Below are 13,473 nucleotides of genomic sequence, written 5' to 3' on the forward strand. Positions count from 1 at the left end.
GCCACCGTCTGCCGCCAAAAGCCGTCAAATGCCTACGTAGTGCTCGGCGAACCAGTCCTGCTGGCTGCGCGAACTACGCAACGAACTGAGCCGGGCGCGCCGCAGGGAGTCGTGGAAGGCCGCCGAGTCGTCCGCGCCGCCGACCGGACCGTGCAGCAGCCGGATCATCCAGTGCGAGAACTCCTGGGCACGCCAGATGTACGACAGGCACTGCGCGGAGTAGGCGTCGAGGCCCTTGGGGTCGTGGTGGAGGAGGTCGTCGACGAGGGCACCGCCGAGGATCTCGGCTTCGAGAACGGCGAGATTGGCGCCCTTCGCGGCGGAAGGGCTGACGAGTGCGGCGGCGTCGCCGACCAGGAACAGCGAACCGTGGCGCAGAGGTTCGAGCACGTCGGACTCAAGGTCGACGACGGCTCGCTGTAGTACACGCCCCCGCCGCAGCGGTCCGTACTCCTCCCCTCGCATCCGCAGCTCCAACTCCTCCCAGATCCGCTCCTCGGACCAGGCGTCGGCCGGAGTCCCGCGCTCGCACTGCAGGTAATAGCGGGTGACCTGGCTGGTCCGGGCCATGTGCCCGGCGAACCCCCGCTCGTGCACCGCGTACCCGACGGCGTCGAGGCTGGGCGGAGCCTCGGCGAGCAGCCCGAGCCAGCTCACGCCGTGGTCGCAGTGGTGGCGCCGCACCGCCCCGGCGGGCAGCGAACGCCGGGCGGCCCCGTGCCGCCCGTCGCACCCGGCGACGTACCGCGCGTGCCACCGCCCGGGCCGCCCGTCCGCGTCGCGCACGGTGACGGAGGGCCGACCGGTGTCGGCGTCGTGGACGGCGAGGGCCTCGACGCCGAAGTCAACGCGCCCGCCAAGGTCCAAAAACCGTGCCAACAGGTCAGACACCAACTCCTGTTGGGGATAAACGGTATGCCGCTCCCCGCGCCCGAGCCCGCTGTAGTCCAGCCGGAACCGCCCATCCACACTCCGGAACTCACACGTGCTGTGGTCCCGCCCCCGCGTCCGAAGCCCTTCATCCAGCCCGTGCCGCTCCAGAATCCGCACGGTGTTCGCGGCCAGGAACCCGGCGCGCGCCCGCGTCTGCACGTGCGTGCGCTCGGCCCGCTCCAGGACGACACAGTCGATCCCACGCCCCTGAAGAAGATTCCCCACCACAAGCCCGGCCGGTCCGGCACCGAGAACCACCACATCGGCTTCACGCCGGCTCTGCATGTCTGTCACAAACCGGATCGTAGGTGCCGTGAAAGTGGCTTACCTGACGAAATCACCTGAAGGAGCGGGGTCGTAGCAGTGAGGTGGGGCGTGCGGGGTGGGGGGTGCGCTGATGTGGGGCGGTGGGCGCGGGTTCGGCTTCCGCCGAGGGGTTGGCGGGGTCGGTGGGCCTGGGGCGGCGGGGAGGGTGGGTGACCGCCGATCACCCACCGCTCCTCTGAGCCCGGCGTCCGCAGAATCCCCGCCTCAGCAGGCCACAGAATCCACTGCCTCAAGCCATAGCGGTCGTGCCATTTCGCCGCTGGGAGCTGATATCCCGGTGGGGCTCCTCGACCAGGCGGCACAGTTGGCGGAACCGCACGGCCCGAGCCATCACCTGCGCAGCATCGAGGGCATCGAGAAGGGGGACCAACAAGGATGATGAGCCAAGGAGCCGCAGTGCCGGACCGCCACGAGCAGCGCACCATCACCGACGAACAGTTCCACGACGCCGAACTCATCTGGGACTACCACCAGATGGGCCACGCCCCCCTCCCCTGCTCAGTGGCGATCGCCCTGGGCAGCCACGACCTCGGCGTGGCCACAGCCGCCGCGAACCTCTACCGGGCAGGCCTCTTCCCAACCCTGGTCTTCACCGGCGGCAACAGCCCCACCACACGAGCCCGCTTCCCGCGCGGCGAGGCGGTGCACTACCGCGAGCACGCCCTGTCCCTCGGCGTACCGGACGAGACGATCCTCATCGAGCCGAACGCCGCCAACACCGGCCAGAACATCACGCTCTCCCGCGACCTGCTCCAGCGCACCGGCATCGAGGCCGACACCCTGATGCTGATCTCCAAGCCATACATGGAGCGCCGCTCGTACGCGACCTGCCGCAAGCTCTGGCCCGAGGCCGAGGCGATCTGCGCCTCCGAGCCACTCTCGCTGGACGCCTACATCAAGTCGATCGGCGACGAAAAGCTGGTCATCGACATGCTCGTAGGCGACTTGCAGCGAGTCATCGAGTACCCCGCACTCGGCTTCGCCATCGCCCAGGACGTACCGCAGAACGTCCACGCCGCGTACGAGCGCCTCGCACGCTCCGGCTTCGACAGCCGCCTGATCAGGCCCTGAGCCCGCGGCCCCTGGGCGCCGCGCCCGCTGCCCCTGACGGCCACGCTCGATCTGGTGCCGCAGCAGCGCGGAACCCACGGCGGCGTCTGGGAGCCGATCAGCCGTGCACGCGCCATCCATCGAGGCAGACCTTCACCTGACGGTTGTGGTCCGCGTGCCAGATCACCTCACCGGCGACGGCGGCCCCCAAGGCAGGCAGCTCCATGTGGTGAGGCATGGCCGTGATCTCGGCAAGCCCAACTGCGTTCGGCACACCATCGAAGAGGAGGAAGACGCCGAACGGCTGTCGTCCGATGACCCGCGCCCTGACGTGAGACCCAAGGGGGAGCGCAGAGACCGTTGCCGCCCAGCTCCGCTCTGTGACATTCGAGGCCGGCACCTGGGAGCCGTCCGACCAGCTGAACTCGGGCATTGACCAATCATGCTCAGAGCGGCGAGGGCTGTCGACTGAGGATCGCAAACCCCACACCGCTCAGCCGCGCGAGGCCAACACGCTTTCCAACTGTGGGGGTGGTCCACGGGGCCTCGGCCGGGGCCGTTCACCTGCGTTCATGGATGGTCGGCTGTGAGAGCGGCTACCGGCTTCAGTCTCGTCTGAACGACCGTGAACGGCGCTGAATGAGACGGAAACTGAGACGGGCGTTGCCGTTCAGCCGCTACAGGCCGCCTTTGAACGCCGCGTCTGCTCGCTCGACTTCGCCCAGATACTGCTCCAGGCGGAAGCAAATCTTCTCGACGGTCCTACCATCGCGACCCGGGTACACCAGGTCTGACCAGATGACCGTCACACCCCGGAGCCGGACCCGTGTGGTCAGCCTGCCCCGACCCTGGCTCGGGTTGCTCCTGGGGTGCCGCATCCACTGTGCGCCGCATATTCGTCGGAGAGAGCGGTCCTGCTACAGGCTGACGCCAGTTAGGTCACCCATCGTCACTCGCTTCGGGCTCGCTCTCCTCGGTTGAAACAGCTTCAGGTTCTCCCTCTTCGAGGGCAGGTGGCTTTTTGGGGTCGCCCCGAAGGCCCATCAGAACGTCCCGCGTACGTCCAATCTCTTCATCGTCCGTTCCGAATTTTTCCTCAAGTGACTTTATGATGCCGAGTAGCCTTTCTTCGCAGGAGGAATGAGTCAGTTGGCCGGATATATGCAGAGTGAGTGCGAACGCCCTTTGGATGGAATGGGCCTCTCGGCTATCAGGCGGCACCCCTTCCATAAGCGCCTCTAGTCCCAAGATAGATTCATCATAGATTCCGGCGTCAGACAGTGTTCTGCACATGCATAGCAGATCCTGTCTGATTTGCCTGAATTTAGCCCAAGCGACCAGCTCATGCTTTGGAAGCTGTAGAAGCCGCTTGGTGGTTGATACTGCTTCCTCGCGGTTTTCCCTACGCTCAAGCAAGTGCATGAGGCAGTGCGCTTCGGACAGGAGACGCCGGTCCATCACTCGGTCATCCATAGCAAGCCGAACTTCAAGCACGCTGCGCATTAAAGGCTCGGATTCTTCTAGCCGCCCCAGATCAACCAGTAAATCGGCATACTCATGCCGCATGGAAAGTAGCTCCTCATCCGTGACATCACGTGTCTGCTCAAGTAGCTTCAATCGCTCGCGGTATGTGTCCGCCGACTCGTCGAGGCGCCCCTGCCGGATAAGATTCTGCGCTAGACAATGTCGCATAGACTCGCAGAAATGCTGCCCTTCTGTTGGAGTTGAATCCAGCGCGTCAATGATTGTTCTGTAGCAATCCTCGGCTTCGGCCCAGCGCTCCTTCTTGTCCAGCCAGTGGCCCAGTTGGTGCAGGGTTTCGAGATCCGCAAGACCCGGATTTTGTGCAGAGTTTACAGATTCGTAAACCTCCTCCCATTCGCTTTCCGCGCGAGCCCTTCCATTTTTCTGGGCGAGTATGATGCAAATCAACACGCGATGAGTGGAAAGCGTGTACGGGTGGCTTTTCCCAAGGATCTCCCTACGGCCTTGGAGTACTTTTCGAAGTTCTCTCTCTGCTTCCTTGAAGTTGCCCGAGTCGGCCAGGCGCTCCGCCCAATTATGATGACTCATTAATGTTTCTGGATGGAATTCTCCGAGTGTCTCCTTCTTTTGTTTATAGAGCTCCCGGAACTCCATGGCTGCCGCCGTTCCGCTTAGGCGGGCGAATGCGTAACGATGTCTAGCTGCAAGGCGTAGGGCGTGATTGGGGGCAAGTGACTCTGAAATCGCGCGAAGCGCAGTGGCGGCCTCCCCTACGGGATGCCTAAAGGCAAGATGCATGTAGGAGAAATTTCGTAGCCCTACTTGCAAAAGCGGCTCGGCGATTTCTCTCGATGGAGCCTCTGTGCTGCAGGTAATTTGCATGACGTGCGGGTAAAGGAGGCTCCACCAATGATGATTAGCCCGGTCCTCTGGGGGCAACGCTGTTGCTAGCTCTAGCAATTCCACTGCCGTTCTGGTGATTCTTGCCTGAGTCGTCCGATCTGCAATAGCGAGATGGTTCCTATTTGCTTCCAGGACCAGGTTGTGAACGGTTATTGCTGGCTGAGTCTCGTGACCGCCGTCTGACACCTCGATAATGTCAAGCAGGCTCAGATTTTGGAGAGCCTCAATGATGAGCTCCAATCGGTCAATGCTGAAGTCCTGTGGAAAGGCGTTGTGTCGCTTCAGGCCCTCGGAGTCCAGGATGTCCACAGGAATGGGATAAGGGGCGAAGCAGGAGAGCAGGCGCATGAATGTTCTAGCCTCCGGAAACCCCTGGGTCTCTAGGAGGTCAAGACTGATTTCCCACGTTCGGCTAATCAGGTGCCGATGTAGCTGCTCCGCGCTGCTGCGGCTAAGGGCGCCGCTATTTACGCGATCTAGGTATTCGATTCCCGCGTCGTCAAGTGCGGCTAGATAGGATGTGAAGTTCCGAACCCTTCCTTGGTCTCTTCCTCTACGCAAAAGGCCAGCGCCTCGCGTTGCTCGACTAAGCTGCGACCCGGCGAGTCGCAAAGCTAGTGGCAGCCCACCTAACCTTGCGGAAAGGTACTGGGCTTCACTCCGTGACCCTGCCTCATTGGCCAGATCTAGCAATACTTGCGCGCCGTCATCGGGCGTGAGCGGTTCAATGGCATGGAACTCTGCAGAGTTTCCCCAAATCTCTGGATCTCCGAGACGGGTGGTAACTAGTGTCAAACCATAGCGACTGGCGCGAATCCATCCGGTCCCATCACCTGGCTGCCCGTTGGCGCTACCGATCAATTCAGGCTCATCAACTTCATCAAGGACCAGCAGCCACCGGCGCTGAGATGAATTCAGAAGCTGCCAAAGTAGATCCGGCCCGTTTCCAATAGTTCCCCAAGCCTCTTCAATCTCCTCATGTTCGGCACCCAACCTTCGTGCGATTTGGCGCATTGCGCTGTCCAGGTTGTCTCCATTTGCCTTTACCCAGAATATGTCGAACCCCTGAGTCCGGGCGGCTTGCGCGATACTCAATGCCACCGTGGTCTTTCCACATCCGCCCATTCCGTGAAGGACGAGGAATTTGTCTTTAGGGGTGTCGAGGTGATCGCGAAGATGGGCCAGTATGGATGATCTGCCCCTAACTTCCGGTGGGAGATTCCCTAGTGGCGGCTCAAGGGAATGAATTTGAGAGCTGGAAAGGTGATTTTCTGCTGTCGCGCGATTGGAATGGTGACCTGAATGAGAGCGCCACCTTGGGGAATTCGAGGAGCTTTGCTCCCTCCGACTTCGTCGGCTGTTCGCCTTTTCCGCTGCTTCTGCGTTTTTCGCACGCTCTTGCCTTCCCGCCCATACGCGGTCATAGACAAGGCCGCAGGCTTCGAGAACCTTCTTCAACGTCTGTGAACTAGGGGCCCTCGTACCGCTCAGAGCCTCAGAGAGGGTGCTCGCGTTCACGCCGGAGTCCTCTGCGAGATGAGCGGCAGTGCGGTAGCCCGCCGCGAACATGATCTCCCTGAGTCGCTCTGCCAGGTCTCGGACTGGTTCGGGGCTGTGCTGGTCGACAGGGTTCAGTGCTCGGCTCAAGATCTCCCCCGCGTTTCGTAGCTCGCGAACTTCGATTATTCGGGTGCGCATGCAGGTCTCGCAATCGTTCTTCGCTCATACTTCGAGGTTGCTGTCGAAGATCCCACCAAGTGCCTACCAAGGGTCCTGTCGGCCTTCGTCAAGCGGCCGGCAGGAGGAGGAGACGGTGGAACTCATACGTACAGCTATCGAACACGCGGACGATGTGTCGCTTGCTTGGAGGGTGGGCCGCGGGATCGTCTTCCTGGCGAGGCTAGGCATCCGACTGAAGCGCAGGCGGGCTGACGTGAGCCGGGGAAGGGGCGCTCAGGATGGTCTGAGCCTCCACCGATCGACAGATGTATGCGCTGGGTGTGGACGGGCAGCGGACGGCTGAAGCAGTCGTCGCGGGTGCTGCACTGTTACGCAAACCGGACACCGCCAAGCGGTTCGACTGTAAGTCCGCTGGCTTGGGCCCAGTCGGAGACGCATCAAAGGCCGAACCCTGAGTGTGGACGGTGCTGCCGAGAGCGCGGTGCAGGTCAAAGCGGGTACCCGCCGTGATGCCACGACGGTCTTGAAAACGGTCGTGGCAGCGATGTCACCGTGGGTTCAAATCCCACACCCACCGCAGGTGAACGGCCCCTGACCGGGCGAATCGGTCGGGGGCTCTCCCTTTCCCCGCTCGCTGCGAGCGACCGTGGTTCCCCGCGATTCCCTGCCTGATCGGGCACGGAAGGGGCACGGTTCTTCCGTGCATGAGCATGATCAGGCAGGGGGATCGCATACTGGCGTCATGCTCTCGCCACAGCGGTTCCGAGATGCCCAGCACACGAAGTACCACTTCATTGAGCATGTGCTCGTGAGCTGTCCGAAGTGCGCTGGGATTGCACACGTTGCCCCGGTGGCGTCGGCGGCTGAGGACGAGGTTCCTTCCGTGTTCGCGCACCGCCGTCTCGTCTGTAGGCCGTGCGGTCTGTCACGAGAGGCTGCTTGGGGAGGGTTCCGCCTCTTCCGAGGGCGAGGCGACAGATCCTTACTTTGGTCTGCCGTTGTGGTTGCAGACAGAGGTGCGACACGGCTGGCTGTGGGCCTACAACCCGGAACACCTGGAGCTGATCCGGAAGTTCGTACAGGCACCGTTGCGTGAGCGAGCCCCATGGGATGCGCAAGTAAAAAAGATGACGCTCGTCGCGCGGCTACCAACCTGGATCAAGAGCGCGAAGAACAGAGATGAGGTTCTGCGCGCCATCGATCGGATCCGGGCGTCCCCCGCCTGACCAGCTCAACCACGCACCTACCCCGGCTCCCATCCCGTCCGCCGTCGACCCACACACCGTGGAGCGGGCGTGGTTCAGGGCGTCAAGGTGGAGCGCGCCACTGTACGAACGACCTTGACGCCCTGGGCCGCGACTGCTCGGCTCTGCCTGGGGCGACGGTGGACGGGATGGGAGCCCACCACGCTCGCCACGATGTGCCCGCGGCCGGGGACGGCGCCCTCTCCATCCCGGTGCTGGCCGATCCCCCGCCGGAGGCATCGTCGTGACCGTGGGCCATGAACGTCGGGTTCTCGACTCATGACCTCCGGGCCTATCCACCTGTGGGCGGGCGTCGGCGCAGCCGGGGGCGGAGCGGGCCGAAGGCAGGAGCGGCGCCCCGAGCGGAGTCGGGAGCCCGCCCGGCGGAGCGGAGCGCAGCCGGGGCTTGAACCAGTAGAGAAAGTTGTAATTCAGTCGGTCGCCTGGGGTGTGGAGTCGCTTACGCCCGCTGGGAGTTCAGGTGCCTTGTGGCTGTCTGCGAGGGGCAGGAAGAGCACCGGGTGCACCGTCCACGTGATGCGCGTGCTGGCGTAGGTCACCGACGCCGTGCAGGGCTCCGAGCGGAGAAGGGCCAGTCGCGTGTCGATGCGGCTCTCGTAGAGCCAGTCCCAAGTCTCTTTCGGTGCAACTGGGTTCAGCTCCGCTGTGATGGCTCGGAGCGCTGTGGGGAGCCAGCCGTCCGCCTGGGTCGCGGAGTACGCGCCGAAGGATGTCGTCACGGTCGGCCCGCCCGGTGCCCTCAGGTCCTCCGCCCAGCACTCGCACCAGAAGCCGCGGGCTAGGTCGTCGTTCAGCATGGGTGACCCCCTGGCCCCGGCCATGGCGAAGTGAAGAGCTCCGCCGTCACCGTGTGCGCCCCGTCGCTGTTCCGCACCGCCACCCGGTGGGCCAGCGCGCTGACCATCCCCAGGCCTCTGCCGTGCACCGCCTCGTCGTCGGGGTGCTCGACCTTCGGGGCCGTCCCACCCGCGCTCCCGCCGTCCGTGACCGACAGGGCGATGACCTGGGCCGACACCGCCAGAGCCAGGTGGAAGCTGCCCGCGGGCCGCCCGCTGGCCGTGTGCAGGATCGCGTTTGCGCTCAGCTCGCTCGCGATGAGTTCGGCGTCCTCCGCGAGGGGCGAGGCGCCGAGGATGTCGCGGGTCCAGCGGCGGGCGCGGCTGACCTCTTCGGGGAGGCCTGGGCATGTGAGGCCCCAGACGCGGGCGGTGCTGGCAGTGCTCGTATACTCGTGCATACAAGTTCCTTTGTGCTGCTAGGCCGCCATGTGCAGCGGGTTCGGGCTAGACGAGTTTCACGCCGTCGTGGGCGCGGATGGCCGGTGGAGTCGCTGCGTCGAGCGCGTCCAGGACGCGGATCGCGTACGCCTCGTCGGCGAGTTCGGTGACCTCTTCGCGGGTGGCCCAGCGCAGGGCGCGGGTCTCCTCGCCGGTGGTGGGCGTGCCGTCGGCGGCCTCGCAACGGAAGACCAGGGAGACGATCAGGCCCGTCATGTTCTTGTAGACGCCGGTCAGGGTCGCGGGAAGTGCGATCTTGACGCCGGTTTCTTCGAGGACCTCGCGCTGGAGGGCTTCGGGGATGGTTTCCTCGCGTTCGAGGACGCCGCCCGGAGGCTCCCACTGGCCGTTGTCGCGGCGCTGGATCAGCAGAGCCCGCCCCTGGTCGTCGACGATGACTCCGGCGACGCTCACGGAATGGGGGCGGTCAGTGCTCACGTTCCTCGGCCCTCTCGGTGACCTCTGGGATGGCTAGGCTCTCCACCGTAGCAACGCAACTCGCCCACTCGTCTAGATATCTAAAGGGGTACACACGTGACCTCGCTCCCTGCCGGGCACCTCGGCGCCGTCGACCCCACGAGTGATCGTGCGGTCTTCCGGCAGATCGCCGACCAACTGCGCGAGGCCATCGACCGTGGGCGGTTCCGGGAGGGCGAGAAGCTGCCCTCCGAGGCCGAGCTCGTCGAGCATTACGGGGTCTCCCGGATGACGGTGCGGAACTCCTTCTCCGTCCTTCAAGGGGAAGGGCTCGTGCGTGCCGAGCACGGCAAGGGGGTCTTCGTGCGTCCCCGGCCTCCTGTGCGACGCCTCGCCTCCGACCGGTTCGCCCGGCGGCACCGCGACGAAGGGAAGGCCGCGTTCATCGTCGAGGCCGACGCCGCCGGCGGTCACCCCCAGGTGGACAGCCTGGAGGTGAAGGAGGAGAAGGCCGGCCAGGACATCTCCACCCGGCTCGGGGCGGCCCGCAAGGTGCTCGTGCGGAGGCGGCGGTATCTGCTGGACGGGCGACCCGTCGAGTACGCCACCTCGTACCTCCCGCTCGACATTGCCCGCGGCACGCAGATCGCCGAACCCAACCCCGGCCCCGGCGGCATCTACGCCCGCCTCGAAGAACTCGGCCACCGCCTCGACCACTTCGAGGAGGAGATCCGTGCCCGTATGCCCTCGCCCGCCGAGGCCAAGACCTTGCGGCTCGCGCCCGGCGTGCCCGTGGTCTGTCTGATCCGGACCGCGTATGACACGGAGGGGCGGGCCGTGGAGGTCTGCGACACCGTCATGGCCGCCGACGCGTACGTCTTGTCCTACCGACTCCCGGCCACGTGAGCTGAGAGTGCGTCGGGTGCGGCCTGGTCCCACTCGGGCCGGACAGCAAAGAACCCCCGGGTCGATGACCTGGGGGCTTCGATAAGAGCGGGTGACGAGAATCGAACTCGCACTCTCAGCTTGGGAAGCTGATGTTCTACCACTAAACTACACCCGCGCGACGCACCGGTTGAACCGGTTTCGTACTGTCGCACACTCTACCCCATTCCAGGCCCCGGGCGCCGACGCGCCGGGGTCTCGCTGCGCTGTGTGGGCTCTGCGTGACTGCGGGCGAAGGGAGTTGGGGCGTACGGTAGGGGCCGCCTCAGGGGTGCTTCGGGGTGTGATCGGAGTTCCGGTCAGGTCCTGTCCGGGTCGTGGGCGGGTCGTGGGCCGGTCGTGGTCGGGGTGTCGGCCGGGGTGTGTCCGGGGGGTTCCGGCGGGTGGCCGGAGTGCGGCCGTGTGGGTTCCGTGAGGGCGTCGTGCGGGGGTCCGTCGGAGACGGAGTGCCGCCTGGAGTGGCGTCCCTTTCATCCCGTAATGTGGCTTTCGCCGTCGGCCGGAAGGTCGGATCGGAAGGCCGGGAACGGCCTCCGTTCGTGGGTGGACGGCACTTGCAAAACGGCTCTGGGGAAGGGACCCGAGGACTTGATGGAGCGCACCGTCGTCCGTTGTGCCGAAGGGCACGTGTTCAGCACCGCTTCGTTCCCGATGCAGCAGGCCGACCGGCTCGGCCCCGGTCGGCTGATCCGATGTCCTCGCTGTGCCCGGCTCCGGCACGCGGTTCCGGTGGAGTTGCAGAAGCGGTAGGTGGAGGGAGGGGGGAACCCTTGGGGACCCCTCACCCGAGGCGCGCGGGTCTGTCCGATTGGGGCGGTCCCGCGCGCTCTGCGTATCCTCGGTGCGTGCTTCTCTCAGACAAGGACATCCGGGCCGAGATCGACGCCGGGCGGGTCCGGATCGATCCTTACGACGAATCCATGGTGCAGCCGTCGAGCATCGACGTGCGCCTCGACCGCTTCTTCCGGGTGTTCGAGAATCACCGCTACCCGCACATCGACCCGTCCGTCGAGCAGGCGGATCTGACCCGGCTCGTCGAGCCGGAGGGGGACGAGCCGTTCATCCTCCACCCCGGGGAGTTCGTGCTCGCCTCCACGTACGAGGTCATCACCCTCCCCGACGACCTCGCGTCGCGCCTCGAGGGCAAGTCCAGCCTCGGGCGGCTCGGGCTCGTCACCCACTCCACCGCCGGGTTCATCGACCCGGGGTTCAGCGGTCACGTGACCCTGGAGCTGTCCAACCTCGCGACGCTCCCCATCAAGCTGTGGCCGGGCATGAAGATCGGCCAGCTGTGCATGTTCCGGCTGACCTCCGCCGCCGAGTCCCCCTACGGGTCCGAGCGCTACGGGTCGCGCTACCAGAACCAGCGCGGACCCACCGCCTCCCGTTCCTTCCTCAATTTCCATCGGACCCAGGTGTGAGCCCCAGCATGAGTGACGTTCGCGAAAACCTTACGTACGAGAAGTTCGGCGTCGCCGTGCGCGAGCTGGCGCAGACCATCGCCGACGACGGGTACGAGCCCGACATCGTGCTCAGCATCGCCCGCGGTGGCGTGTTCGTCGCCGGAGGGCTCGCGTACGCCCTCGACTGCAAGAACATCCACCTGGTGAACGTGGAGTTCTATACGGGGGTGGGGACGACCTTGGAGATGCCGGTCATGCTGGCTCCCGTCCCCAACGCCATCGACTTCTCCGACAAGAAGGTCCTCATCACCGACGACGTCGCCGACACCGGGAAGACGCTGAAGCTCGTCCACGACTTCTGCCTCGACACCGTCGCCGAGGTGCGCTCCGCCGTCATCTATGAGAAGTCCCACTCGCTCGTGAAGTGCGAGTACGTGTGGAAGCGCACCGACGAGTGGATCAACTTCCCGTGGAGTGTCGAGCCGCCCGTCGTGAGGCGGCAGGGGCAGGTTCTCGACGCGTAGCGGTCAGCGGTTCTTGTACGCAGCGAAGGGCCCCGGTGAGCTTGTGCTCGCCGGGGCCCTTCGCCGCGTACGGAAGCTCAGAACGTACCCAGCTTGACGATCGACAGGATCGCCAGGAGCTGGATCGCCGACGCGCCCAGCGCCCGCGGCCACGGCAGGTCGTGGGACTTGCTCACCATGAGGGTCAGGAGCGCGCCCGCCGCCAGCCAGGTGGCCCAGCCGAGGAGCTGGACGAAGCCGTTGCCGCCGCCGAGGAACAGGGCGACGATGACGCGCGGGGCGTCCGTGATCGCCATGATCAGCATGGAGAGGCCGACCGTCGGCTGCCAGGCGCCGTCGCCGCCGAACTGGCGGGCCAGGGAGTGCGTGACGATGCCGAGGATGAAGGCGCTGAGGGAGATCGCCACGCCGGTCGTGATGACGTACGGGATCGCCGTGGACAGCGTGGCGTTCAGCACGTCCTCGCGGGCCTCGTCGAAGCCGAAGACGGCGAGCAGGCCGTAGAGGAACGTGACGATGACGGCCGGAGCCCACATCGCGTAGTCCCGCATCTGGAGGAAGGTCGGGGCCGGGCGGAAGACGATGCCGCGCAGCAGGTCCTTCCAGGGGAGCTTCGGGCCGATGGGGCCGGGCGGGGCCTGGCCGGCGCGGTAGCTGTTGCCGTCGTTGTACGGGTCCGCGCCGTACGGGTCCTCGCCGAGGGAGAAGGCCTGGGTGTGCCCGGCGTTGTTGGCGGCGTACGGGTCGTGGCCGCCGCCGTGCCCGCCCTGCCCGCCGTGTCCGCCCTGGCCGCCAGGACCACCGTGCCCGCCCTGGCCGCCGAAGTACTCGGGCTCGCCGCCGTGGCCGCCCGGAGGCTGCGGCCACTGCTGGGCGCCGCCGTGGTGCTGGCCGCCGCCCTGGGGGCCGCCGTGCTGCGGGCCGCGCTGGCCGCCGCCGTACTGACCGGGGCCCGGGCCGCCGTAGGGCGGCTGGCCGCCGTACGGCTGCGGGGCCGGGCGGCCGCCGCCGGGCGCGGGCGGGTACCCGTACGGTGCCTGGCCGCCCTGGGGGGCCTGCTGTCCGTACGGGTCCTGCCGCGGTCCTTGGTGCGGCCCCGGGTGACCGCCCTGACCGGGGTGCCCGCCTTGGGGCGTGCCCTGTCGGGGTCCTTGCTGTGCGCGGTTGTCCCGGCCGCCGCGTCCGCTCCTGAATCCAGCCACGGAATCGAACGTACCTGGTCTGGAGGGGTGCGGTCGTCCGTCCTGTGGAGGAGAGCGGGTTT

Annotated in this window: 11 protein-coding genes and 2 tRNA genes; 5 read left to right on the plus strand and 8 right to left on the minus strand. The window is 65.8% G+C overall.

The genetic code is table 11. The features are described from left to right. Window positions 1-24: 24 nt before the first annotated feature. Window positions 25-1,218: a 4-hydroxybenzoate 3-monooxygenase gene (locus ACFVHO_RS04130; RefSeq protein WP_385710100.1), complete on the minus strand. Its 1,194-nt coding sequence runs from the start codon at window positions 1,216-1,218 to the stop codon at window positions 25-27. A 420-nt stretch (window positions 1,219-1,638) separates the two neighbouring features. Between ACFVHO_RS04130 and ACFVHO_RS04135 the strand changes: the two genes are divergently transcribed. Then, the gene (locus tag ACFVHO_RS04135; protein ID WP_385710103.1) at window positions 1,639-2,331 is read left to right on the plus strand and encodes a YdcF family protein; all 693 of its coding nucleotides are present in this window, start codon (window positions 1,639-1,641) and stop codon (window positions 2,329-2,331) included. 97 nt (window positions 2,332-2,428) lie between these two features. On the opposite strand, the gene ACFVHO_RS04140 is transcribed toward ACFVHO_RS04135, so the two are convergent. Next, a complete protein-coding gene (locus tag ACFVHO_RS04140; protein WP_385709859.1) occupies window positions 2,429-2,743 on the minus strand; it encodes a hypothetical protein in 315 nt (104 codons plus the stop codon). Window positions 2,744-3,249: 506 nt separating this feature from the next. After that, a complete protein-coding gene (locus ACFVHO_RS04145) occupies window positions 3,250-6,396 on the minus strand; it encodes an NB-ARC domain-containing protein (RefSeq protein ID WP_385709862.1) in 3,147 nt (1,048 codons plus the stop codon). Window positions 6,397-6,856: 460 nt separating this feature from the next. Between ACFVHO_RS04145 and ACFVHO_RS04150 the strand changes: the two genes are divergently transcribed. Further along, window positions 6,857-6,957 (plus strand) — tRNA-OTHER (locus tag ACFVHO_RS04150). A 1,096-nt stretch (window positions 6,958-8,053) separates the two neighbouring features. On the opposite strand, the gene ACFVHO_RS04155 is transcribed toward ACFVHO_RS04150, so the two are convergent. Genes ACFVHO_RS04155 through ACFVHO_RS04165 form a run of 3 tightly spaced genes read right to left on the minus strand, consistent with a single transcriptional unit; the run spans window position 8,054 to window position 9,334 of the window. Beyond that, window positions 8,054-8,440 carry a hypothetical protein gene (locus tag ACFVHO_RS04155; protein WP_385709865.1) on the minus strand — a complete coding sequence of 129 codons (387 nt, stop codon included), beginning with the start codon at window positions 8,438-8,440 and terminating at the stop codon, window positions 8,054-8,056. Further along, window positions 8,434-8,880, minus strand: a complete 447-nt coding sequence (locus ACFVHO_RS04160) for an ATP-binding protein (protein WP_385709867.1) — start codon at window positions 8,878-8,880, stop codon at window positions 8,434-8,436. Before ACFVHO_RS04160 ends, ACFVHO_RS04155 begins: the two co-directional genes overlap by 7 nt. Before the next feature lie 46 nt (window positions 8,881-8,926). Continuing rightward, the gene (locus ACFVHO_RS04165) at window positions 8,927-9,334 is read right to left on the minus strand and encodes an NUDIX hydrolase (protein ID WP_385710106.1); all 408 of its coding nucleotides are present in this window, start codon (window positions 9,332-9,334) and stop codon (window positions 8,927-8,929) included. Window positions 9,335-9,454: 120 nt separating this feature from the next. On the opposite strand from ACFVHO_RS04165, the gene ACFVHO_RS04170 reads away from it, so the two are divergent. After that, complete coding sequence (locus tag ACFVHO_RS04170; protein WP_385709870.1) at window positions 9,455-10,243, plus strand: GntR family transcriptional regulator; 789 nt, start codon at window positions 9,455-9,457, stop codon at window positions 10,241-10,243. A gap of 86 nt (window positions 10,244-10,329) precedes the next feature. Here ACFVHO_RS04170 and ACFVHO_RS04175 read toward each other — a convergent pair. After that, a tRNA-Gly gene (locus tag ACFVHO_RS04175) sits at window positions 10,330-10,400 on the minus strand. 727 nt (window positions 10,401-11,127) lie between these two features. On the opposite strand from ACFVHO_RS04175, the gene dcd reads away from it, so the two are divergent. Together dcd and ACFVHO_RS04185 are read left to right on the plus strand one after the other, a co-directional pair. Then, the gene (gene dcd / locus ACFVHO_RS04180; RefSeq protein WP_385709872.1) at window positions 11,128-11,703 is read left to right on the plus strand and encodes a dCTP deaminase; all 576 of its coding nucleotides are present in this window, start codon (window positions 11,128-11,130) and stop codon (window positions 11,701-11,703) included. An 8-nt stretch (window positions 11,704-11,711) separates the two neighbouring features. Further along, a complete protein-coding gene (locus ACFVHO_RS04185) occupies window positions 11,712-12,209 on the plus strand; it encodes a phosphoribosyltransferase (protein WP_385709875.1) in 498 nt (165 codons plus the stop codon). Window positions 12,210-12,286: 77 nt separating this feature from the next. On the opposite strand, the gene ACFVHO_RS04190 is transcribed toward ACFVHO_RS04185, so the two are convergent. After that, window positions 12,287-13,411, minus strand: a complete 1,125-nt coding sequence (locus tag ACFVHO_RS04190) for a Yip1 family protein (protein WP_385709877.1) — start codon at window positions 13,409-13,411, stop codon at window positions 12,287-12,289. Window positions 13,412-13,473: the final 62 nt, after the last annotated feature.

Origin of the sequence: Streptomyces sp. NPDC127108, assembly GCF_042677545.1 — a bacterium.
Taxonomy (GTDB): Bacteria; Actinomycetota; Actinomycetes; order Streptomycetales; family Streptomycetaceae; genus Streptomyces.